Below are 23,276 nucleotides of genomic sequence, written 5' to 3'. Positions count from 1 at the left end.
AAGCATGAGGCTCTCCGCACGCAACCAGCTCCCCGGCACCGTCGTCGCCGTCGAGAAGGGCGCCGTCAACGGTGTCGTCAAGATCGAGGTCGCCCCGGGCGTCGTCATCACCTCCTCCATCACGAACGCCTCGATCGAGGAGCTCGGCCTCGTCGAGGGCGCCAAGGCCTCCGCGGTCATCAAGGCCTCCGCCGTCATGGTCGGCGTCGAGGACTGACCCCGCGGCGGAACGGAGGAGGGCGTTGGCAGGGCTGAGCGGCCGCGGCGAGCAGCCGCGCGCGGACGCGACCGCCGACGCCCTCCTGCGCGCGGTCGGGGGGGGAGCCGACAACGTCCGCTCCCTCGAGCACTGCGCCACCCGCCGGGCTCTCGACCGCCACCGCCATCCTCGTCATCAGCCGGGAGCACGTCGACGGCGTCTCCGTCATCCGCGATCCCGGGACGCTGGCTGCCGGCGAGGCCGTCATCGCCGTCGACCACCCCGAACCCGCCACGCACGACGCCCCCGGCGACGAGGAGAGGACCTCATGACCACGACACCGCCCACCGGTCCGCGCTTCCCCGAGGGCTTCCTCTGGGGCGGCGCCACCGCCGCCAACCAGATCGAGGGCGCCTACGCCGAGGGCGGCAAGGGCCTGTCCGTCCAGGACGTCCTGCCCGATGGCGGCACCAGCCCCCGCGTCGACGGCCCCACGCCCGAGAACCTCAAGCTGGAGGGCATCGACTTCTACCACCGCTACGCCGAGGACATCGCGCTGCTCGCGGAGATGGGCTTCAAGGCCTTCCGCCTCTCCATCGCCTGGTCCCGGATCTTCCCCGACGGGGACGAGGCCGAGCCCAACGAGGAGGGCCTCGCCTTCTACGACCGCGTCCTCGACGAGCTCGAGAAGCACGGCATCGAACCGGTCGTCACGCTCAGCCACTACGAGACCCCGCTGCACCTCGCCGAGGCCTACGACGGCTGGACCGACCGCCGCCTCATCGGCTTCTACGAGCGCTACGCACGCACGGTCCTCGAGCGCTACGGGCATGGCGTCCGCTACTGGCTCACCTTCAACGAGATCAACTCGCTCCTGCACTTCCCCTTCATGTCCGGCGGCGTCAACACGCCCCTCGCCGAGCTCTCCGAGAAGGACCTCTACCAGGCGATGCACCACGAGCTCGTCGCCTCCGCCGCCGCCACCCGCGCCGCCCACGAGATCGACCCGGGAATCCGGGTCGGCTGCATGATCCTCGCGGTGCCCTTCTACCCGCTCACCCCGGAGCCGCGCGACGTCCTCGCCGCCCGCGCCGCCGAGCAGCAGAACCTCGCCTTCGGCGACGTCCACGTGCGCGGCGCCTACCCCGGCTACTTCCTGCGCTCCCTGCGCGAGAAGGGCGTCGCGCTCGACGTCACCGAGGAGGACCGCCGTCTCCTCGCGGAGAACACCGTCGACTTCGTCTCCTTCAGCTACTACATGTCCGCCTGCGCCACCGTGACGCAGGACGTGGCAGCGGGGGAGGGCAATCTCATCGGCGGCGTCCCGAACCCGACGCTCGAGGCCTCCGAGTGGGGCTGGCAGATCGACCCCGTGGGCCTGCGACTCGTCCTCGACCAGTACTGGGAGCGCTGGGGCAAGCCGCTCTTCGTCGTCGAGAACGGTCTGGGCGCCCGGGACGTCCTCGTCACCGGAACGGACGGCGAGCCGACGGTCGAGGACGACTACCGCATCGGCTACATGAACGACCACCTCGTCCAGGTCGCCGAGGCGATCGAGGACGGCGTCGAGGTCCTCGGCTACACCGCCTGGGGCTGCCTCGACGAGGTCTCCATGTCGACCTCGCAGATGTCGAAGCGCTACGGGCTCGTCTACGTCGACAGGAACGACGACGGCTCCGGCACCCTGGCCCGGTACCGCAAGAAGTCCTTCGGCTGGTACCGGGACGTCATCGCCTCGCGCGGAGCGACGCTGAGCCGTTGATCGGCGCGCGGGACGCCGGAGGCTGGTCGGGCCGGGACCGCCTCTCGCGGTCCCGGCCCGATCTGAATCCGGCTGCGCTCAGGCCCTGACGACCCGGACGGCACCCGCCGCGGTCCGGGCACGCTCACGGGCGGTCTCGACGTCGTCGGCGGTCGCGACGGCCACGCCCATGCGCCGGCCCACGTGGGCGACGGGCTTGCCGAAGATGCGCAGGTCCGAGGAGGGCACCGCCAGCGCCTCGGCGACGCCCTCGTAGACGACGCCCTCGCCCGGCGCGGACTCGACCACGGACTTGATGACGGCGGAAGCACCGGGGCTGCGCAGCGCCGTGTCCACCGGCAGGCCCAGGAGCGCGCGGGCGTGGAGCTCGAACTCGGAGAGCTGCTGGCTCGCGAGCGTGACGAGTCCGGTGTCGTGGGGTCTGGGGGAGACCTCGGAGAAGAGAACGTCCTCGCCGACGATGAAGAGCTCGACGCCGAAGATCCCCCAGCCGCCGAGGGCCTCCGTCACGGCGCCGGCGACCTCGCGCGCCCGCTCGAGGGCGGCCGGCGGGAGCGCCTGGGGCTGCCAGGACTCGACGTAGTCGCCGTCGACCTGCTGGTGCCCGATCGGCTCGCAGAAGCTCGTCACCGTCTCCCCGGTCTCGGGGTCGCGGGAGCGGACCGTGAGGAGCGTGATCTCGGTGTCGAAGTCGACGAAGCCCTCGACGATGACGCGTCCCCGGTCGACGCGGCCGTCCTCGGCGGCGCAGGTCCAGGCGCGCTCGACGTCGTCGGGGCTGCGCACGACGGACTGGCCGTGGCCGGAGGAGGACATGACCGGCTTGACCACGCAGGGGACGCCCACCTGCTCGACGCCGGCGCACAGCTCCTCCAGGCTCGAGGCGAAGACGTAGGGGCTCGTCGGCACGCCCACCTCCTCCGCGGCGAGGCGACGAATCCCCTCGCGGTCCATCGTGAGGCGGGCGGCCCGGGCGGTGGGCACGCAGCGGACCTCGCCGGCCTCCTCGAGGGCGACGAGGGCGTCGGTGGCCAGGGCCTCGATCTCGGGCACGACGACGCTCGCGCCGGTGGAGCGGATCGCCGCGGTGAGGGCGACGGTGTCGGACATGTCGACGGTGAGGGCGTTGTGTGCGACCTGCTGGGCGGGGGCCCCGTCGTAGCGGTCGATCGCGGTCACCTCGACGCCCAGGCGCATGAGGGCGATCGCCACCTCCTTGCCGATCTCGCCGGAGCCCAGGAGGGCGACCCGGGTCGCGGAGGAGGTCCAGGGGGTGCCAGGGGAGACGGCCGGCACGGGGGAGGAGGGAACAGGGACGGAGGGCGTCGCGGTGCTCACGGCCCCAGGCTAGCGACCAGAGCGCCGTGCCCCGTCCGATGCCGTGACATGCTTGGCCCATGGACGCCCAGGACCACGCACCCGCACGACGCAGCATCCAGGACCGGCTCGCGGACCGCTCCGGGGCCTCCTCTCCCGACGACGACGGGCCGCGCACGGACACCGTGCCCTTCGGTATCCCCGCCATCGACGAGGCCACCCCGCCGGTCCCGCCGGCCCAGCGCCCCGAGATGATCATCGTCACGGGCATGTCCGGAGCCGGGCGCTCCCGCGCCGCGATGGCCCTGGAGGACCTCGACTGGTACGTCGTCGACAACCTCCCCCCGCAGCTCCTCCCGGCCCTGGCCGGCATGATGACGACGGTCGGCGCCGGCGTCCACCGGCTCGCCGCCGTCGTCGACGTGCGCAGCCGCGAGTTCTTCAGCCACTTCATGCGCTACCTCACCGAGGTGCGCGAGGCCGGCACGAACGTCCGCCTCATCTTCCTGGACGCCTCCGACCAGGCCCTCGTCCGCCGCTTCGAGTCCTCACGCCGTCCGCACCCCCTCCAGGGCACCGGCTCGATCCTCGACGGCATCGAGCACGAGCGCACCCTGCTCGCCGGCCTGCGCGGCACCGCCGACGACATCATCGACACGAGCGACTACTCGGTCCACGACCTCGCCCGTCGCGTCCGCGAGCTCGTCGCCACCGAGTCCGAGCTCGCCCTGCGCATCACGGTCATGTCCTTCGGCTTCAAGTACGGCCTGCCGATGGACGCCGACGACGTCCTCGACGTCCGCTTCATCCCGAACCCCTACTGGGTCACCGAGCTGCGCCACCTCACCGGCCGCGACGCGCCCGTCGCCGAGTACGTCTTCCGGCAGGAGGGCGCCGCGAGGTTCGTCGACTCCTACGCGGACCTCCTCATCCCGATCCTGCCGCGCTACATCGACGAGCTGAAGCCCAACGTCACCATCGCCGTGGGCTGCACCGGCGGCAAGCACCGCTCGGTCGCCTCCGCCGAACGCATCTCCGCGCGGCTCCGCGAGGCCGGCTTCAAGGTCTCCACCCAGCACCGCGACCTCGGACGGGAGTGACACGCCCCATGACCGCACCCCGAGCGACGACGCTCGACGCCTCCGGCTGGCCCCGCCGCGGAGAGGAGGGCCCCGCCGTCGTGGCCCTCGGCGGCGGGCACGGCCTCGCCGCCAGCCTCCAGGCCCTGCGCCACGTCACCCACCGCATCACCGCCGTCGTCACCGTCGCCGACGACGGCGGCTCCTCCGGCCGTCTGCGCCGCGAGTTCGACTGCCTCCCGCCCGGCGACCTGCGCATGGCGCTCGCCGCCCTCACGGACGACTCCGAGTGGGGCCTCACCTGGCGCGACGTGCTCCAGCACCGCTTCGACGGCGAGGGCGAGCTCGACAACCACGCCCTCGGCAACCTGCTCATCCTCGCCCTGTGGCAGCTCCTCGGCGACGAGGTCGAGGGCCTGGACTGGGTGGGCCGTCTCCTGTCCATCCACGGCCGCGTCCTGCCCATGAGCGCCGAGCCCCTCGTCATCGAGGCCGACATCGTCGACGGCGACGGACGCGAGCGCGTCACCGGGCAGGTGGCCGTCGCCATGACCCACGGGCGCATGGAGAACGTCGGGATCGTCCCCGCCGAGGCCGACGCCCACCCCGAGGCGCTGCGCGCCATCGACGACGCCGACTGGGTCGTCCTCGGCCCCGGCTCCTGGTACACCTCGGTGCTGCCCCACCTCATCCTCCCGTCCATGCAGCGGGCCCTCGTCTCCACGAGCGCCCGGAAGGCCGTCGTCCTCAACCTGGACCGGCAGGACGGCGAGACCGACGGCATGACGGCCGCCGACCACCTGCGCGTGCTGCGCGAGTACGCCCCCGACCTGCGCCTCGACGTCGTCATCGCCGACCCGTCCACGGTCGAGGACGTCGACGACCTCGAGGCCGTCGCCGCCTCGATGGGCGCGGTCGTCCTCCTGCGGCAGGTGCGCACGGGGGACGGGCTGTGCCACCATGACCCGTTGCGACTCGCCGCCGCCTTCCGCGACGCCCTCGAGGGCGTCGTCGGGGACGTGGACGAGGACGCCCCCGCGGACGCCCGCCCCTGACGGGCGACCCACCAGCCAGGAAGTGCAAGGAGACCAGGACATGTCGCTGACGGTCACCGTCAAGGACGAGCTCGCGCGCGTGAGCACCGAGAACGCGGCCCAGCGCCGCGCGGAGGTCGCGACGATGCTGCGCTTCGCCGGGGGCCTCCACATCGTCTCCGGGCGCATCGTCGTCGAGGCCGAGCTCGACCACGGCGGCGCCGTCCGGCGCCTGCACCGCGAGCTCAAAGACCTCTACGGGATGGAGCCCGAGGTCATGGTCGTCCAGGGCGGTTCCCTGCACCGCGGCAACCGCTACGTCCTGCGCGTGGGCGACCGCGGCCAGGACCTCGCGCGTCTCGTCGGCCTCGTCGACGGGCGCGGGCGCCCCGTGCGCGGCATGCCGGTCTCCGTCGTCCAGGGCGGCCGCAACGTGGCCGCCTCCGCCTGGCGCGGTGCCTTTCTCGCGCGCGGCTCCCTCACCGAGCCCGGACGCTCCTCCTCCCTCGAGGTCACCTGCCCCGGCTCCGAGGCGGCCCTCGCCCTCGTCGGCCGCGCGCGCACCTTCGACATCACCGCCAAGGCACGGGAGGTCCGCGGTGCCGACCGCGTCGTCGTGCGCGACGGCGAGGCCATCGGCGTCCTCCTCGAGAGGATGGGCGCCACCGAGGCCCAGAAGCTCTGGGGCGAGCGCCGCTCGCGCCGTGAGTCCCGCGGCACCGCGAACCGCCTCGCCAACTTCGACGACGCCAACCTGCGCCGCTCGGCGCGCGCCGCGGTGGCGTCGGGGGCGCGCGTCGAGCGCGCCTTCGAGATCCTCGGCGGCGAGGTCCCCGAGCACCTCGTCCAGGCGGGCCGGCTGCGCATCGAGCACAAGCAGGCGAGCCTCGAGGAGCTCGGCCAGCTCTCCGACCCCCAGCTCACCAAGGACGCCGTCGCCGGCCGCATCCGCCGGCTCCTGGCGATGGCGGACAAGAAGGCGCACGAGACGGGCGTCCCGGACACCGAGTCCGTCCTCACCCAGGACATGCTCGACCTCTGAGCCCGCCGGGCGACGGCCGGCGGGGGACTCCGCCCGAGCCCGCCGGGACGCCCCTCCCGGGCCCGGTCCCGGCCCGCGGCGGAACGCCCCCGGGGTCGACGGGCCTCCCGGGCGGCGCCGTCGCGAGCCCGGCCGTGGGACCACGGTCCCGATGGTGTGGCAGCGTCGGCCACACGCACCGCGCTGCGGGCCCGCACGCCCCCGCTCTGTTCGCCCGTGGCGTGCTCGCGGCTCGCACCGGGCCGCGACGTGACGCTAGACTCGGGGTGTCGGAGAGGACAGGGTCCGAGTGGTTCCCGGCAACGAGGCACTCCACGATCCGCGTCCGCTCCGGGGCACACCTCGTGTGCACAGAGCTACGAATACGTGCGCCGTTCCCGGCGCACTAGGAGGACACAAAGTGACCACCCGCGTTGGTATCAACGGCTTCGGCCGCATCGGCCGCAACTTCTTCCGCGCCGCCCGCAAGCAGGGCGCGGACTTCGAGATCGTCGCCGTCAACGACCTGACCGACATCAAGACCCTCGCCCACCTCCTCAAGTTCGACTCCATCACGGGCCGCCTTGACGCCGAGGTCTCCTACGACGAGGAGAACATCATCGTCGACGGCAAGAAGGTCCGCGTCCTCGCCGAGCGCGAGCCGGGCAACCTCCCCTGGGGCGACCTCGACGTCGACATCGTCGTCGAGTCCACCGGCTTCTTCACCGACGCCACCAAGGCCAAGGCCCACATCGACGCCGGCGCCAAGAAGGTCGTCATCTCCGCCCCCGCGAAGAACGAGGACGCCACCTTCGTCATGGGCGTCAACGACAAGGACTACGACCCGGCCAAGCACAACATCATCTCGAACGCCTCCTGCACCACGAACTGCCTCGCGCCGTTCGCCAAGGTCCTGCAGGACAACTTCGGCATCAAGTCCGGTCTCATGGTGACGGTCCACGCCTACACCGGCGACCAGCGCATCCACGACGCCCCGCACAAGGACCTCCGTCGCGCCCGCGCCGCGGCCCTCAACATCGTCCCGACCTCCACCGGCGCCGCCCGCGCCGTGTCCCTGGTCCTCCCCGAGCTCAAGGGCAAGCTCGACGGCTACGCCATGCGCGTCCCGGTCCCGACCGGCTCCGTCGTCGACCTCACCTTCATCCCGGAGAAGCCGGCCACGGTCGAGGAGATCAACGCCGCCATGAAGGCCGCCGCTGAGGGCGAGCTCGAGGGCGTCCTGGAGTACTCCGAGGAGGACCTCGTCTCCACCGACATCGTCGGCGACCCCCACACCTCGATCTTCGACTCCAAGCTCACCAAGATCACCGGTGACCAGGTCAAGGTCGTCTCCTGGTACGACAACGAGTGGGGCTACTCCAACTCCCTCGTCCGCCTCACCGCGCTCGTCGGCTCCAAGCTGGCCTGAGCCCGTCCTGAGGCCCGCGCGCAGAGAGCCCCCGGCACTCCCGTGAGCGACTCCGCCGCGAGCACCTGACGAGACCGACGCCCGCGCACGCCACTGCGTGCGCGGGCGTCAGTCGTCACGGGGCCCCGTCAGCACGGCGCCACGCCGCGGTCACGCCCCGTCCCGCAGCAGCATCCACCACCACCGATGAGAGGTTTCATGAAGACCATCGAGTCCCTGGGCGACCTCAAGGGCAAGCGCGTCCTGGTCCGCTCCGACTTCAACGTCCCGCTCGACGCCGAGAAGAACATCACCGACGACGGCCGCATCCAGGCCGCCCTCCCGACGCTGAAGAAGCTCATCGGCGCCGGCGCCAAGATCATCATCGTCGCGCACTTGGGCCGTCCCAAGGGCCAGGTCAACCCCGACTACTCGCTGGCCCCCGTCGCCGAGCGCCTCGCCGAGGTCACCGGCGTGAAGGTCACCCTCGCCGAGGACACCGTCGGCGAGTCCGCCAAGAAGGCCGTCTCCGAGCTCGCCGACGGCGAGATCGTCCTCCTCGAGAACGTCCGCTTCAACGCCGCCGAGACCAGCAAGGACGACGCCGAGCGCGCCGCCTTCGCCAAGGAGCTCGCCTCCCTCGCCGACGTCTTCGTCTCCGACGGCTTCGGCGTCGTCCACCGCAAGCAGGCCTCCGTCTACGACGTCGCGCAGATCCTGCCCGCCGCCGCCGGCCTCCTCGTCGGCAAGGAGATCGAGTCCCTCTCCAAGGCCGTCAACGACCCCGAGCGCCCCTACACCGTCGTCCTCGGGGGCTCCAAGGTCTCCGACAAGCTCGGCGTCATCGCCAACCTCCTCGGCAAGGCCGACCGCCTCCTCATCGGCGGCGGCATGGCCTTCACCTTCCTCGCCGCCCAGGGCTACGAGGTCGGCACCTCCCTCCTCGAGAAGGACCAGATCGACACGGTCAAGGGCTACCTGGAGACCGCGAAGGAGAAGGGCGTCGAGCTCCTCGTCCCCGTCGACGTCGTCGTCGCCCCCGAGTTCAAGGCCGACGCCCCCGCCACCACGGTGGACGCGGACGCCATCCCGGCCGACCAGATGGGCCTCGACGTCGGCCCGAAGACGCAGAAGCTCTACGCGGACGCCATCGCCTCCTCCAAGACCGTCGTCTGGAACGGCCCCATGGGCGTCTTCGAGTTCCCCGCCTTCGCCGCCGGCACCAAGGCCGTCGCCCAGGCGATCTCCGACTCCGAGGCCTTCAGCGTCATCGGCGGCGGCGACTCCGCCGCGGCCGTGCGCACGCTCGGCTTCGACGAGTCCACCTTCTCCCACATCTCCACCGGTGGCGGCGCCTCCCTCGAGCTCCTCGAGGGCAAGACCCTCCCGGGCATCGCCGTCCTCGCCGACTGAGACCGGACCCGCCCGGCCGCCCTCGCAGCGGCCGGGCGCCCGCACGTCACCACACCACAGACCACAAGGAGTTCCCATGTCGAACCGCATCCCGCTCATGGCGGGCAACTGGAAGATGAACCTCGACCACCTCGAGGCCAACCACCTCGTCCAGGGCCTCGCGATGGCCCTCAAGGACGCCGACCACGACTACGCCAAGTGCGAGGTCCTCGTCATCCCGCCGTTCACCGACATCCGCACCGTCCAGACGATCGTCGACGCCGACGACCTCGACATCAAGTACGGCGCCCAGGACGTCTCCGTGCACGACAACGGCGCCTACACCGGCGAGATCTCCACCGAGATGCTCACCAAGCTCGGCTGCACCTACGTCGTCATGGGCCACTCCGAGCGCCGCGAGTACCACAACGAGTCCGACGAGCTCGTCGGCGAGAAGGCCCGCAAGGTCCTCGACGCCGGCATGACCCCGATCCTCTGCTGCGGCGAGGACCTCGAGATCCGCAAGGCGGGCACCCACGTCGACTTCGTGCTCGGCCAGATCCGCGCCGCCCTCAAGGGCTGGAGCGCCGAGGACGTCGCCAAGATCGTCATCGCCTACGAGCCCATCTGGGCCATCGGCACCGGCGAGACCGCCACCGCCGAGGACGCACAGGAGGTCTGCGGCGCGATCCGCGAGGCCCTCCGCGCCGACTACGGCGACGCCACCGCCGACGCCACCCGTGTCCTCTACGGCGGCTCCGCCAAGCCCGGCAACGTCAAGGAGCTCATGGCCCAGGCCGACGTCGACGGCGCCCTCATCGGCGGTGCCTCGCTCAAGGCCGACTCCTTCGCCGAGATGGCCAACTTCTACGCCTGATCGGCGCCGGTGCGGCGCGCGGCCCTGAGCCGCCGCACGCACCGCCGAACAGCGCAGGACCGGGGCCCGGTCACCTCACCCCCGAGGAGACCGGGCCCCGGCGCGCGCGTCGGGTAGAGTCCCGCTCAGACACACCGCCCCGGGTCGTCCCCAGGGTGCGGAACCGAATCCCGAAGGGACCACGCGTGGGCGTCCTCACGATCATCCTCAAGGTGCTCCTCGTCCTCACGAGCATCTTCCTCATCCTGTCGATCCTCCTGCACAAGGGCAAGGGAGGCGGCCTGTCCGACATGTTCGGGGGCGGCGTCTCCTCCTCGGCCGGCTCCTCCGGCGTCGCCGAGCGCAACCTCGACCGCATCACCGTCGCCTTCGCCATCACCTGGGCCGTCACGATCGTCGGCCTGGGCCTCATCGCCAAGTTCGCGTGACCACCGCGGTGGGCCCGGAGCAGGACTCCGCTCGCACGGGCTCGGACCCGCGCGGTGACGCGCTCGCCCGTGCCCTTCGCGGCTACCTCGCCCACCTCCGCGTCGAGCGGGGCCTGAGCCCCAACACCCTGGCCGCCTACGAGCGGGACCTCACGAGGTACGCCGACTTCCTCACGAGCCGCTCCGTCACGGAGCCCGACGCCGTCACCGAGGCCGACGTCACCGCCTTCGCCGAGGCGCTGCGCACGGGGGAGGACGGCGGGCGGCCGCTCGCCGCCTCCTCGGCCTCGCGCACCGTGACCGCCGTGCGCGGCTGGCACAAGTTCCTCCTCGCCGAGGGCACCACCCGCGAGGACCCCTCCGCCGCCGTCCGTCCGCCCCAGGTCGGCCGCCGTCTGCCCAAGGCCCTCACCGTCGACGAGGTCCGCGCCCTCCTCGAGGCGGCGAGCGTCGACGACTCGCCGGTGAGCCTGCGCGACCGTGCCCTTCTCGAGCTCCTCTACGCCACGGGCGCCCGCATCTCCGAGGCCGTCGGCCTCGTCGTCGACGACCTCGACCGCGAGTCGGGCTGCCTGCGCCTGTTCGGCAAGGGCCGCAAGGAGCGGATCGTGCCCATGGGCGGCTACGCCTGGGACGCCCTCGAGGCCTACCTCGTCCAGGGCCGGCCCGTCCTCGCCGAGAAGGGCAGGGGAGTGCCGGAGGTCTTCCTCAACACCCTGGGCCGGCCCCTGTCCCGGCAGAGCGCGTGGGCCGTCCTCCAGCAGGCCGCTGAGCGAGCCCGGCTCACGGGCGGGGAGGGAGACGGGGAGCGCCACATCTCGCCGCACACGCTGCGCCACTCCTTCGCCACCCACCTGCTGGCCGGCGGCGCCGACGTCCGCGTCGTCCAGGAGATGCTCGGCCACGCCTCGGTGACGACGACGCAGATCTACACGAAGGTCACCGTCGACCAGCTCCGGGAGGTCTACGCCACGAGCCACCCGCGCGCGCTCGGCTGAACGCGCGGCGGGCGCCGTCGGAACCCGGCCGCTCCACGACGACGGACCGCCCAGGAGCAGTGCGGCGTCAACGCGCCGGCGCCGTCGGCGGGCTGCTGCTCGTCGTCCAGAACGCCCGGGACCCGGAGCGGCGCCGTGCGTTAGGGTTTCCGCCGTGAGTGACTCCAACCAGCCCGGCCTCATCGACCTGCCCGACACCACCCCGCCGGAGAAGGTCTTCCCGGTCCCCGCGCCCCTGGAGTCCCACGGCCCCGCCCGCGTCATCGCGATGTGCAACCAGAAGGGCGGCGTCGGCAAGACGACGACCACCATCAACCTCGGCGCCTCGCTCGCCGAGTACGGCCGCCGCGTCCTCATCATCGACTTCGACCCGCAGGGCGCCGCCTCCGCCGGCCTGGGCATCAACTCCCAGGAGCTCGACGAGACGATCTACGACCTCCTCGTCTCCGCCAAGCCGGACATCCGCCCCGTCATCCACCGCACGAGCACCGAGGGCCTCGACATCGTCCCGGCGAACATCGACCTCTCGGCCGCCGAGGTCCAGCTCGTCAACGAGGTCGCCCGCGAGCAGGCCCTCCAGCGGGTCCTCCGCCCCGTCATGGACGAGTACGACGTCATCCTCGTGGACTGCCAGCCCTCGCTCGGCCTCCTCGCCATCAACGCCCTCACCGCGGCGCACGGCGTCATCATCCCGCTCGAGACCGAGTTCTTCGCCCTGCGCGGCGTCGCCCTCCTCGTCGAGACCGTCGACCGCGTGCGCGACCGCCTCAACCCGCGCCTCCAGATCGACGGCATCCTCGCCACGATGGTCGACACCCGAACCCTCCACTCGCGAGAGGTCCTCGAGCGCCTCGCCGAGGCCTTCGGCGACAAGCTCTTCGACACCCGGATCCGCCGCACCATCAAGTTCCCGGACGCCTCCGTGGCGAGCGAGCCCATCACGAGCTACGCGCCCACGCACCCCGGCGCCGAGGCCTACCGCCGCCTCGCCAGGGAGATCATCGACCGCGGCGATGTCGCCTGAGACGACGGCGCCCGCCAACGGCGTTCCCGAGGCCGCGGCGCAGAGCGTCGTAGCGCCGGGGGAGGACCAGCCCGACGGCGCGGACCGCCGTGCGGCCGACCCCGGCGCCGAGCAGCACGAGGCCGGTGCACCCGCGCCGCTGACCGGTGAGGGCGTCGAGCCCACCGGCCCCGCCCGCGTCCCGGGCTTCAACGTCGCCCTCCCGCAGTTCGAGGGCCCCTTCGACCTGCTCCTCGCGCTCATCGCCCGCAAGCGCCTCGACGTCACGGAGCTCGCCCTGGCGGAGGTCACCGACGAGTTCATCGCCCACATGCGCGCTGACTGGGACCTCGGGCACGCCAGCGAGTTCCTGCTCGTGGCCGCGACCCTGCTCGCCCTCAAGGCGCACCGGCTCCTCCCGCACGACGGCGACGAGGACGACGAGGACGTCGCCGAGCTCCTTGAGGCGCGCGACCTCCTCTTCGCCCGGCTCCTCCAGTACCGCGCCTACAAGGAGGCCGCCGACTGGATGCGCGAGCGCGGCGAGACCGCCCGCCGCTCACACCCGCGCGTCGTCGGACTCGACCCCGAGCTCGCCGCCCTCCTGCCGCGCCTCGTCTCCACGATCAGCCCCGACGAGCTCGCCCGGATCATGGCGGGTGTCCTCACTCGGCCCGGCGAGCCCGAGGTCCAGACCGTCCACCTCCACGAGCGCGTGCCCGTCGGCGAGCAGATGAGCCTGCTCGCACTCCTCCTGCACAGGCACGGCTCGCGCACCTTCACCGAGCTCACCGAGGACGCGGACCGCACCGCCGTCGTCGTCGCCCGCTTCCTCGCCCTCCTCATCATGCACAGGCAGGGCGCCGTCGACCTCGAGCAGGAGCAGGCGATGGGGGAGATCACCGTGTCCTGGTGCGGCACCGACGAGGACCTCACGGGCACCATGGGAGCCGACGCCGAGGAGGAGTTCGATTGAGCAGCACCGACCCCGCCCAGGGGCAGCCGACGCCGCCGCCGGGGACGCCGGACGAGCAGCCCGGGCACGCCACCCAGCTCTCGCTCCTGTCCGCCCCCGAGCTCCGGCGCGCCACCGAGGCCGTCCTCATCGTCGCCGACGAGCCCGTCACCGCAGCCGCCCTCAGCGACGCGCTCGGCGTGAGCGCTGAGACCGCCACCGCCGTCCTCGAGGACCTCGCCGCCGAGTACGACGGCTCCGCCACCCACGCGGGCGTCGCCACGGGAACGGGCCGCCAGCACGGCTTCGTCCTGCGCCACGTGGCCGGCGGCTGGCGCCTCGCCTCCGCCCCGGAGTTCCACGACCTCGTCGAGCGCTTCGTCATCGGCGGCGCCACCGCGCGCCTGTCCCAGGCCGCCCTCGAGACCCTCGCCGTCATCGCCTACCGCCAGCCCGTCACCCGCGGGCGCGTCGCCGCGATCCGCGGCGTCAACGTCGACGGCGTCGTGCGCACCCTCCACACCCGCGGCCTCATCGAGGAGGCCGGCGCGGAGGCGAGCGGCGCCATCCTGTACCGCACCACGACCGAGTTCCTCGAGTACCTCGGGCTGGAGTCCCTCGAGGAGCTCCCGCCCCTGGCCCCCTACCTGCCCGACGCGAGCGCGCTCGGCGACATCGAGGACGAGATGAGCGAAAGGAGCCTGCGATGAGCAGCCACGACCGCGACGACGAGCTCGACCTGGGCACGGAGGAGTTCTACGACGAGGACGACCTCGAGGAGCTGGACGAGGACGCCGACGCCGACGAGCTCGCGGCCTTCGACGCCGAGGCGCTCTCCGAGGAGGACGAGGCGGCGGCCGACGCCGCACGCCGCCGCGCCGCCCGCGGCGGGGAGGACGACCCTTACGTCGAGGACGGCGAGCGCCTCCAGAAGGTCCTCGCCCACGCCGGCGTCGCCTCCCGCCGCGCCTGCGAGGGCCTCATCTCCGCCGGCCGCGTGAGCGTCGATGGCGTCGTCGTCACCGAGCCCGGCGTGCGCGTCGACCCGCTCACCCAGGAGATCCGCGTCGACGGCTCCCGCGTGCTCACCAACCCCGACGTCGTCACCGTCCTGCTCAACAAGCCGGCGGGCGTCGTCACCACCATGGAGGACCCCGAGGGGCGGCCGACCGTCGCCGAGTTCGGGCAGCGGTGGGTTGACGAGCACGTCGAGGAGCTCGGCGGCACCGAGCGCGCCGCCGGTGTCCGCCTCGTCCACGTCGGGCGCCTCGACACCGAGACCGAGGGCCTCCTGCTCCTGTCGAACGACGGCGAGCTCGCCCACCGCCTCATGCACCCCAGCTACGAGATCTCCAAGACCTACGTCGCGATCGTCGCCGGGGAGGTCGAGCACTGGGTGCCGCGCAAGCTCCGCAGCGGGATCGAGCTCGAGGACGGCCAGATCCACGCCGACCGCGTCACCGTCAAGGACTCCGGACCGGCCGGCTCCATCGTGGAGGTCAGCCTGCACTCGGGCCGCAACCGGATCGTCCGCCGCATGCTCGCCGCCGTCGACCACCCGGTCAAGCGGCTCGCGCGCACCAAGCTCGGTCCCCTGTCCGTCGGCGGGTTGCGCCCCGGCGAGATGCGGGCCCTCACCGGAGACGAGGTCGCCGCCCTCCAGAAGGAGGTCGGGCTGTGAGCGCCGCGCCCGGCACCGACCTGACGACGGCCGCCGTCGCGACCACCGGCCCGGTCCTCGTCATCGGCACCGGGCTGCTCGGCACCTCGCTCGCCCTGGCCCTCACGGCGGCCGGCGTCGAGGTCCAGCTCGCCGACACCTCGCCGACCTCGCTCGCGCTGGCCCGAGACATGGGCGCCGGGGCCGTGCGCACCGGGGAGTCCGCCGAGCCCGCGCTGGTCGTCGTCGCCACGCCTCCCGACGTCACCGCCGCCGTCGTCCTCGACGCGCTGGCCGCCCACGCGGGCGCCGTCGTCACCGACGTCGCCTCCGTCAAGGACCGCATCGCCGCCGAGGTGCGCGCCCGCGGGGGAGAGGCCGTTGCCCGCTACGTCGGCAGCCACCCCATGGCCGGGCGCGAGCTCTCCGGCGCCGGTGCCGCGGACTCCGACCTCTTCGTCGGCCGACCGTGGGTGGTCGTCGCCGACGGCGCCACCCCGGAGGCGGAGCTCGTCGTGCGCAACCTCGCCGTCGACGTCGGCGCCACGCCCGTGCGCATGACCGCCGCCGAGCAGGACGCCTCCGTCGCCGCCGTCAGCCACGTGCCCCAGCTCATCTCCTCCCTCCTCGCCGCACGTCTGGAGTCCCTGCCCGAGGCCTCGCTCGCGCTGGCCGGGCAGGGGCTGCGCGACACGACGCGCATCGCGGCCTCCGACCCGCGCCTGTGGTCGGCGATCCTCGTCGGCAACGCCGGCCCCGTCGTCGAGCAGCTGCGGAGGGTCCGCGAGGACCTCGACGCGCTCATCGAGGGCATCGCCCCCGCCGCCGTCGACCCGGGCAGCGAGGCGTACACGGCGCCCGGACGGACCGGGGACATCGCACCCGGCGCCGTCGGCGCCATCACCGACGTCATGAGCCGCGGCAACGCCGGTCAGGCGCGCATCCCCGGCAAGCACGGCGGGGCGCCGCGCCGCTACGCCGAGGTCCAGGTCCTCGTCCCCGACGAGCCCGGCATGCTCGGCCGCCTCTTCACCGAGGTCGGCGAGGCGGAGGTCAACATCGAGGACTTCGCCATGGAGCACTCGCCCGGGCGGAGCGCCGGCCTCGCCATGCTCTCTGTGCTGCCCTCCAGCGCTCAGCGCCTCGAGCAGGCCCTCGACGCCCGCGGCTGGCGCGTCGTCCTGTCGTAGTCCCTGGTCGACCGGCAATGCACCGCTCGACCGTCTGATTCCCGGAAATCAGGCGGTCGAGCGTGCGTTTGACGGTCGACCACGGGGAGGGCAGGCCAGAGGGGCGGGTGCGCGATCTCATGAGGGGCGCGGGGCCGCGCGCGGGCGCCCGCATGGCAGGCTTGGCCGCGGATATCCGCCCGGGACCCCGGGCCCGCACCTGACCGGCGTCAGGACACCCTCCAGGAGGCACCCATGGGAATCGTCGTCGCCATCGACGGACCGTCCGGCTCGGGCAAGTCGACCGTCTCCAAGCGCGTCGCCTCCGAGCTCGGCCTCGCCTACCTCGACACCGGCGCCATGTACCGGGCCGCCGCCTGGTGGTGCGAGCGCTCCGGCGTCGACCTCGACGACGCCACCGCCGTCGCCCGCGCCGTCGAGACCATGCCGCTCGACATGGGGCTCGACCCCGAGGCCCCCGGCGTCACCTGCGACGGCGAGGACGTCAGCGTCGCCATCCGCGACCCGCACGTCGCCACCGTCGTCTCCAAGGTCGCCACCAACCTCGAGGTCCGCGCTGAGCTGGGGCGCCTCCAGCAGGAGATCATCCACGCCGAGTCCGTCGGCGACGCCTCCTCCTTCTCCGACGGCGCCGGCATCGTCGCCGAGGGCCGCGACATCACGACCGTCATCGCCCCGGACGCCGACGTGCGCCTCCTCGTCACCGCCTCCGAGGAGGCCCGCCTCACCCGCCGCGCCACCGAGCTCGAGGCCGCCGGCAAGGCCGTCGACGCCGCCGCCCTGCGCGACCAGGTGGTCCGCCGCGACGAGGACGACGCCACCGTCTCCCAGTTCCTCACCGCCCCCGACGGCGTCACCCTCGTCGACACGAGCCGCATGACCCTCGACGAGGTCGTCGAGCACGTCCTCGACCTCATCGAGGAGGCCGTCGACGCCGCGGCCGCCCGCGACGAGGAGGACCGCCTGCGCGCCGAGGCCCTGCGCGCCGGCCTGTCCGACTACGAGCTCGACGACGAGGACCTCGCGCTGCTCTCGGGCGAGGAGGTCCCCGCCGCCGACGAGGGCATCGAGATGGGCCTGCCCGTCCTCGCCGTCGTCGGCCGCCCCAACGTCGGCAAGTCCACCCTCGTCAACCGCGTCCTCGGCAAGCGCGTCGCCGTCGTCCAGGACACCCCCGGCGTCACCCGCGACCGCGTCTCCTACCCGGCCGAGTGGGCCGGACGCCGCTTCACCATCGTCGACACCGGCGGCTGGGAGCTCGACGTCCAGGGCCTCGACGAGGCCGTCGCCACCCAGGCGGAGGTCGCCGTCGAGATGGCCGACGCCGTCCTCCTCGTCGTCGACGCCCAGGTCGGCATCACCGACACGGACGCGCAGGTCGTCAAGATGCTGCGCCGCTCCGGCAAGCCCGTCGTCCTCGCCGCCAACAAGGTCGACTCCCCGGCGCAGGAGGGCGACACCGCCGCCCTGTGGAACCTCGGCCTCGGCGAGCCCTACCCGGTCTCCGCCCTCCACGGCCGCGGCTCCGGCGACGTCCTCGACGCCGCCATGGAGGTCCTCCCCGAGGTCTCCGCCGTCGCCGGCCCCGCCCCCGACGGCGACCTCGCCCGCATCGCGCTCGTCGGCCGCCCCAACGTCGGCAAGTCGAGCCTCCTCAACGCGATCGCCGGGTCCGAGCGGGTCGTCGTCAACGAGCTCGCTGGCACCACCCGCGACCCCGTGGACGAGGTCATCGAGCTCGACGGCCGCCAGTGGCTCTTCATCGACACCGCCGGCATCCGTCGCCGTGTCAAGCAGTCCCGCGGTGCCGACTACTACGCCGTGCTGCGCACCCAGGGCGCCATCGAGAAGGCCGAGGTCGCCGTCGTCCTCCTCGACGCCTCCGAGCCCATCAGCGAGCAGGACGTCCGCATCATCCAACAGGTCGTCGACGCCGGGCGCGGCCTCGTCCTCGTCAACAACAAGTGGGACCTCGTCGACGAGGACCGTCAGGCGCAGCTGGGATGGGAGGTCGAGCACGACCTCGCGCACGTCGCCTGGGCGCCCCACATCAACCTCGCGGCCCGCACCGGCTGGCACACGAACCGCCTCGTGCGCGCGCTCGACGCCGCCATGGAGGGCTGGACCACCCGCATCCCCACCGGGCGCCTCAACGGCTTCCTCGGCGAGCTGCAGTCCGCGACGCCGCACCCGCTGCGCGGCGGCAAGCAGCCCCGCATCCTCTTCGCCACCCAGGTGCAGACGGCGCCGCCGCGCATCGTCATCTTCACGACCGGCTTCCTCGACCCGGGCTACCGCCGTTTCATCGAGCGTCGCCTGCGCGAGGAGTTCGGCTTCGTCGGCTCGCCGATCCAGATCGGGGTCCGCGCGCGCGAGCGCCGCTCCCGCCGCTGAGCCGCCCAGCCCCGAGGCGTCTCAGCCCGGGGCGCGCACGTGAAGGTCCGGCGCCGTCGTCTCCCTGACGACGGCGCCGCTCTCGCTCCTGACGAACGGCCCCGCACCGGGACCGACGGCGGTGGGCGCGCCAGGGCCGCCGCCCTAGACTGGCACCATGCTCAAGCCTGTTGACGCAACGACCACGCCCGCCTGGACGACGCTCACCGCTCTCCACGACTCCTTCACCCCGGACCTGCGGGGCGCCTTCGACACGGACCCGGAGCGCGCCCAGCGCTACGGCTTCGAGCTCGGCGACCTCTACGTCGACCTCTCCAAGAACTTCCTCACCGACGAGGTGCGCGACGCCCTCGTGGAGCTGGCCGAGCAGGTCGACGTCCCCGGCCGCCGCGACGCCATGTTCGCCGGCGAGCACATCAACGTCACCGAGGACCGCGCCGTCCTCCACACCGCCCTGCGCCGCGCCGAGGGAGACTCCCTCACCGTCGACGGCCAGGACGTCGTCAAGGACGTCCACGAGACCCTCGAGAAGGTCTACGCCTTCGCCCGCCGCGTCCGCTCCGGCGAGTGGACCGGCGTCACCGGCAAGCGCATCGAGACGGTCGTCAACATCGGCATCGGCGGCTCCGACCTCGGCCCCGTCATGGTCTACGAGGCCCTCAAGCCCTACGTCCAGGAAGGGCTCACCGCCCGCTTCATCTCCAACATCGACCCCAACGACTGCGCGGAGAAGGTCAAGGACCTCAACCCGGAGACGACGCTCTTCATCATCGCGTCGAAGACCTTCACCACGCTCGAGACCCTCACCAACGCCCGCATGGCGCGCGACTGGTTCCTGGGCGCGCTCGAGGCGAAGGGCATCAGCACCGACGGCGCCATCGCCAAGCACTTCGTCGCCGTGTCCACCGCCCTGGACAAGGTCGAGGAGTTCGGCATCGACCCGGTCAACGCCTTCGGCTTCTGGAGCTGGGTCGGCGGCCGCTACTCCGTCGACTCCGCCGTCGGCACCGTCCTCGCCGTCGCCGTCGGCCCCGAGGCCTTCGAGGAGTTCCTCTCCGGCTTCCGCACCGTCGACGAGCACTTCGCCACGAAGACACCGGCTGAGAACGTCCCCATGCTCATGGGCCTGCTCAACGTCTGGTACCGCAACTTCTTCAAGGCCGCGACGCACGCCGTCCTGCCCTACGCCCAGTACCTGCACCGCTTCCCGGCCTACCTCCAGCAGCTCACCATGGAGTCCAACGGCAAGTCCGTGCGCTGGGACGGCACCCCCGTCACCACGGAGACCGGCGAGGTCTTCTGGGGCGAGCCGGGCACCAACGGCCAGCACGCCTTCTACCAGCTCATCCACCAGGGCACCCAGCTCATCCCCGCCGACTTCATCGGCGTCGTCAACCCGGCCCACGCCACGAAGGACGGCGACACGGACGTCCACGAGCTCTTCCTCGCGAACTTCCTCGCCCAGACCGCGGCCCTCGCCTTCGGCAAGACCGCCGACGAGGTGCGCGCCGAGGGCACGGCCGAGGAGATCGTCCCGGCCCGCGTCTTCACCGGCAACAAGCCGACGACGTCGATCCTCGCCCCCGAGGTCAGCCCGAAGGTCGTCGGCGAGCTCATCGCCCTGTACGAGCACATCACCTTCACCGAGGGCATCGTCTGGGGCATCGACTCCTTCGACCAGTGGGGCGTCGAGCTCGGCAAGAAGCTCGCCCTCCAGATCGCCCCGGCGGTCATGGGCGACGAGGCCGCCCTCGAGGCCCAGGACGCCTCGACGCAGGCCCTCATCCGCCGCTACCGCGCCGAGCGCCACTGAGGCGCCGGGTCGCTCTGGCGCACCGCATGAGCCGCACCGCAGCCGCTGACACACGCGCAGCCGGCCCCGGGGACTCGATCATCCCCGAGGGCCGGCTGCGGCCGCTCACCGACGCCGAGAAGCGCCGCTACTCCCGCAACGTCCTCGTCCCCGAGGTCGGAATGCGCGGCCAGGAGCGGATCCGGGCCGCACGGGTCCTCCTCGTCGGCGCCGGCGCCCTCGGCTCGCCGGCCGCCCTGTACCTTGCGGCCGCCGGCGTGGGCACGCTCGGGATCATCGACGACGACGTCGTCGACCTCTCCAACCTGCAGCGCCAGATCCTGCACACGACCGCGGGTCAGGGACAGGTCAAGGTCGCCTCGGCACGGGAGCGCGTCGAGGCCCTCAACCCGGACGTCAAGGTCGTGGCGACGCGCGCCTCGGTGACGAGCGAGAACGCGCTCGAGCTCCTCGCCGGCTGGGACGTCGTCATCGACGGCACCGACAACTTCCCGACCCGCTACCTTCTCAACGACGCCTGCGTCCGGCTCGGGATCCCGCTCGTCCACGGGGCGGTGTTCCGCTCCGACGGTCAGGTGACGGTCCTCGACGGGCGCCGCGGGCCCTGCTACCGCTGCATCCACCCGGTCCCTCCGGAGCCGGGCGCCGTGCCCTCCTGCGCGGAGGGCGGCGTGCTGGGGGTCATGCCCGGCATCATCGGCACCATGCAGGCCACGGAGGCCCTCAAGCTCATCATCGGCGGTGCGCGCCCGCTCATCGGCCGCATGCTCATGCTCAACGCGTGGGACGCGCGTGGCGCCGAGCTGCCCGTCGCGAAGAACCCCGACTGCCCCGTGTGCGGGGTGGATCCTGAGACCATCGAGCTCATCGACTACGACGCCTTCTGCGGCGTCCGACTGCCCGGGATTCCGGGCGAGGAGGAGAACCCCATGAACGAGATCACCGCCGAGCAGCTGCGCGCCCGCCTGGCCGCGGGGGAGACGATCGGGGAGGACTTCACGCTCCTCGACGTGCGCGAGCCCAACGAGGTCGCGCTCGACGCCATCGACGGCTCCCTGCGCATCCCGCTGGGCGAGGTCGCCCTGCACACCGCCGAGCTCGACCCGTCCAAGGAGATGATCGTCCACTGCGCCGCCGGCGTGCGCTCCGCCCGTGCCATCGCCGCGCTCGAGGCCGCGGGCTACACCGGCCCGCTCACCAACCTCGAGGGCGGTATGAAGGCCTGGAACGCCACCGCCTGAGGCCTCCGTCGGCCGATATCGGGACATCGTGACCGCGAGATCGGGACGTCCTGGCCGCGGCGGGTGCACCGCCGACTCCGGCGGTGACCGGCGTCACCGATCCTCGATTTCGGGGGCGAGCGGGTGATGGGCTAATGTTCTACACGTTCCGAGCGGACCTGGTCCGCGAGGCAACGGGCTGTGGCGCAGCTTGGTAGCGCACCTGACTGGGGGTCAGGGGGTCGTGGGTTCAAATCCCGCCAGCCCGACGGATGAAACCGCCGCGATGATCGCGGCGGTTTTCTCGTGCCCCGACGCGCAGTTGACGGTGCTGAACGATCCGCAGCGTCAGACGTGCCAGGTCCCGTCCCATGACTCCGTCGTGATGCAGCACCGGACCGCCTCCATGGCATCCGCGTCCTCCTGCCCGATCACGTCGAGGAGTGACTGCGTCGTCGCACCACCGGTGGCCGCCCACTGACCGTGCCACGCGGAGAGCACCGCGTTGCAGCGCTCCCAGCCGAGCGCCTTCCCGAGGTGGTCGAAGAGCAGCGCCCCGCGGGCGTACTTGTTGGCGTAGAAGGACTGCTCCTGGTCCGCGCCCATCTCGACGACGGCCGGCGAGGCCGCCCTTTGCGCGACGTCGCGGTAGCCGTCGAGGAGCCTCGCGGCGAACCCGGCTCCGAGGAGCTCCCGACTCAGCCACAGGGCGCTGTACTCGGCGAGCGCCTCATTGAGCCAGTCCTCGACGCCGTCCGCCGGCGCGACGCTCCACCGCAGGTGGCCGAGCTCGTGGAGCACCGTGTGCAGGTCCCGCGAGGCGTCCCCGGTACCGGCGCCGGCCAGGAAGATCGCGGGAAGGCGGCTGTAGGCGTAGCCCCCGCGGTTCGTGAAGACGATCGTCATCGGGTCGACGACGTCGAGCACGCCGTACGCGCTGCCCAGCCGCTCGAGCGCGCTGCGCGAGAGCGCACCGACGGACGCCGCGAGCGACGAGCCCCGACCGACCTGGACCACGCGGGCCAGCCCATCGACCTCCTCGACGAGCACCGTCGGCGAGGCGGCGACGACGACGTCACCGGTAGTGGCGGCCTCGTCGGACTCGAATCCGCCCGGAACAGCCCGGCCGTTGGAGACCGCGGTCCAGCCGTCGGACAAGTGCAGCCGGAGCGTCCAGGCGAAGGCGCCGAGGTCCGCAGGGACGGGGAACCATGCCGAGTACAGCGAGAGCTCGAGGCGGTCGGCCTCGATGAGGTTCGTCCCCTCGGCGAGGTCCGCAGGCAGCGCACCCCGGTACGAGATCCTCACCGGCCCCTCGTGCGCGGGTGCGACGGTCCACGCGGTGGCGTCCTCGTCGAGGAAGGGGCACACCGTCTGGGACGCCACGAGGTCCCCGGGCGCCTCCGTGCGGATCGTGAGCGCGCGGTGCAGGAAGAACTCGCTGAACCCGTCCAGAAGGGCCGCCGCCTCGATGACACGGGTGTCGGGATCCAGCGTGACGTCGAGCCCCAGCCTCATGGCAGCCA

20 protein-coding genes and 1 tRNA gene are annotated in these 23,276 nt (G+C 72.5%); 19 read left to right on the top strand and 2 right to left on the bottom strand.

Features of this window, described 5'->3' with window-relative positions:
- Window positions 1-4: 4 nt before the first annotated feature.
- Window positions 5-217 (top strand): TOBE domain-containing protein, encoded by a 213-nt coding sequence (locus AXF14_RS11005; protein WP_067943203.1) that lies wholly within the window; start codon window positions 5-7, stop codon window positions 215-217.
- A gap of 310 nt (window positions 218-527) precedes the next feature.
- Window positions 528-1,961: a glycoside hydrolase family 1 protein gene (locus AXF14_RS11000; protein WP_067943201.1), complete on the top strand. Its 1,434-nt coding sequence runs from the start codon at window positions 528-530 to the stop codon at window positions 1,959-1,961.
- Between the two features lie 78 nt (window positions 1,962-2,039).
- Here the strand turns inward: AXF14_RS11000 and purT are convergent, their stop codons facing one another.
- Window positions 2,040-3,299, bottom strand: a complete 1,260-nt coding sequence (gene purT / locus AXF14_RS10995) for a formate-dependent phosphoribosylglycinamide formyltransferase (protein WP_067943197.1) — start codon at window positions 3,297-3,299, stop codon at window positions 2,040-2,042.
- Between the two features lie 59 nt (window positions 3,300-3,358).
- Between purT and rapZ the strand changes: the two genes are divergently transcribed.
- From rapZ to AXF14_RS10910, 17 genes are all read left to right on the top strand, one after another.
- A complete protein-coding gene (rapZ, locus tag AXF14_RS10990; protein ID WP_084355533.1) occupies window positions 3,359-4,378 on the top strand; it encodes an RNase adapter RapZ in 1,020 nt (339 codons plus the stop codon).
- Window positions 4,379-4,386: 8 nt separating this feature from the next.
- Complete coding sequence (locus AXF14_RS10985) at window positions 4,387-5,412, top strand: gluconeogenesis factor YvcK family protein (protein ID WP_067943195.1); 1,026 nt, start codon at window positions 4,387-4,389, stop codon at window positions 5,410-5,412.
- Between the two features lie 40 nt (window positions 5,413-5,452).
- A complete protein-coding gene (whiA, locus tag AXF14_RS10980; protein ID WP_067943193.1) occupies window positions 5,453-6,433 on the top strand; it encodes a DNA-binding protein WhiA in 981 nt (326 codons plus the stop codon).
- 400 nt (window positions 6,434-6,833) lie between these two features.
- Window positions 6,834-7,841 carry a type I glyceraldehyde-3-phosphate dehydrogenase gene (gene gap / locus AXF14_RS10975; protein WP_067943191.1) on the top strand — a complete coding sequence of 336 codons (1,008 nt, stop codon included), beginning with the start codon at window positions 6,834-6,836 and terminating at the stop codon, window positions 7,839-7,841.
- Window positions 7,842-8,039: 198 nt separating this feature from the next.
- The gene (locus tag AXF14_RS10970) at window positions 8,040-9,233 is read left to right on the top strand and encodes a phosphoglycerate kinase (RefSeq protein ID WP_067943189.1); all 1,194 of its coding nucleotides are present in this window, start codon (window positions 8,040-8,042) and stop codon (window positions 9,231-9,233) included.
- Window positions 9,234-9,309: 76 nt separating this feature from the next.
- On the top strand, window positions 9,310-10,089 hold the full coding sequence (gene tpiA, locus AXF14_RS10965; RefSeq protein ID WP_067943186.1) for a triose-phosphate isomerase: 780 nt from the start codon (window positions 9,310-9,312) through the stop codon (window positions 10,087-10,089).
- A gap of 185 nt (window positions 10,090-10,274) precedes the next feature.
- The gene (secG, locus tag AXF14_RS10960) at window positions 10,275-10,517 is read left to right on the top strand and encodes a preprotein translocase subunit SecG (protein WP_067943184.1); all 243 of its coding nucleotides are present in this window, start codon (window positions 10,275-10,277) and stop codon (window positions 10,515-10,517) included.
- A gap of 8 nt (window positions 10,518-10,525) precedes the next feature.
- The gene (xerD, locus tag AXF14_RS10955) at window positions 10,526-11,515 is read left to right on the top strand and encodes a site-specific tyrosine recombinase XerD (RefSeq protein WP_211260176.1); all 990 of its coding nucleotides are present in this window, start codon (window positions 10,526-10,528) and stop codon (window positions 11,513-11,515) included.
- Window positions 11,516-11,669: 154 nt separating this feature from the next.
- The gene (locus tag AXF14_RS10950; RefSeq protein ID WP_067943181.1) at window positions 11,670-12,539 is read left to right on the top strand and encodes a ParA family protein; all 870 of its coding nucleotides are present in this window, start codon (window positions 11,670-11,672) and stop codon (window positions 12,537-12,539) included.
- Window positions 12,529-13,494: a segregation and condensation protein A gene (locus AXF14_RS10945; RefSeq protein WP_084355532.1), complete on the top strand. Its 966-nt coding sequence runs from the start codon at window positions 12,529-12,531 to the stop codon at window positions 13,492-13,494. Before AXF14_RS10950 ends, AXF14_RS10945 begins: the two co-directional genes overlap by 11 nt.
- Before the next feature lie 86 nt (window positions 13,495-13,580).
- A complete protein-coding gene (gene scpB / locus AXF14_RS10940) occupies window positions 13,581-14,183 on the top strand; it encodes an SMC-Scp complex subunit ScpB (protein ID WP_067944366.1) in 603 nt (200 codons plus the stop codon).
- Window positions 14,180-15,154, top strand: coding sequence for a pseudouridine synthase (locus AXF14_RS10935; protein ID WP_067943179.1), 975 nt, complete (start codon window positions 14,180-14,182; stop codon window positions 15,152-15,154). The genes scpB and AXF14_RS10935 overlap by 4 nt, the downstream gene beginning before the upstream one ends.
- Window positions 15,151-16,323, top strand: a complete 1,173-nt coding sequence (locus tag AXF14_RS10930; RefSeq protein WP_067943177.1) for a prephenate dehydrogenase — start codon at window positions 15,151-15,153, stop codon at window positions 16,321-16,323. Before AXF14_RS10935 ends, AXF14_RS10930 begins: the two co-directional genes overlap by 4 nt.
- Window positions 16,324-16,557: 234 nt before the next feature.
- A complete protein-coding gene (gene der, locus AXF14_RS10925) occupies window positions 16,558-18,717 on the top strand; it encodes a bifunctional cytidylate kinase/GTPase Der (RefSeq protein WP_067943175.1) in 2,160 nt (719 codons plus the stop codon).
- 157 nt (window positions 18,718-18,874) lie between these two features.
- Window positions 18,875-20,530 carry a glucose-6-phosphate isomerase gene (gene pgi / locus AXF14_RS10920; protein WP_067943173.1) on the top strand — a complete coding sequence of 552 codons (1,656 nt, stop codon included), beginning with the start codon at window positions 18,875-18,877 and terminating at the stop codon, window positions 20,528-20,530.
- 26 nt (window positions 20,531-20,556) lie between these two features.
- A complete protein-coding gene (gene moeB, locus AXF14_RS10915; RefSeq protein ID WP_067943171.1) occupies window positions 20,557-21,771 on the top strand; it encodes a molybdopterin-synthase adenylyltransferase MoeB in 1,215 nt (404 codons plus the stop codon).
- Window positions 21,772-21,945: 174 nt separating this feature from the next.
- Window positions 21,946-22,019 (top strand) — tRNA-Pro (locus tag AXF14_RS10910).
- A 79-nt stretch (window positions 22,020-22,098) separates the two neighbouring features.
- Here AXF14_RS10910 and AXF14_RS10905 read toward each other — a convergent pair.
- Window positions 22,099-23,268, bottom strand: a complete 1,170-nt coding sequence (locus AXF14_RS10905) for a M1 aminopeptidase family protein (RefSeq protein ID WP_067943169.1) — start codon at window positions 23,266-23,268, stop codon at window positions 22,099-22,101.
- Window positions 23,269-23,276: the final 8 nt, after the last annotated feature.

The sequence above is a fragment of the Actinomyces radicidentis genome (genome assembly GCF_001553565.1).
Classification (GTDB): domain Bacteria; phylum Actinomycetota; class Actinomycetes; order Actinomycetales; family Actinomycetaceae; genus Actinomyces; species Actinomyces radicidentis.
Note: the sequence above shows the minus strand (reverse complement) of the source record. Positions and strands in the feature narration are given on the sequence as shown.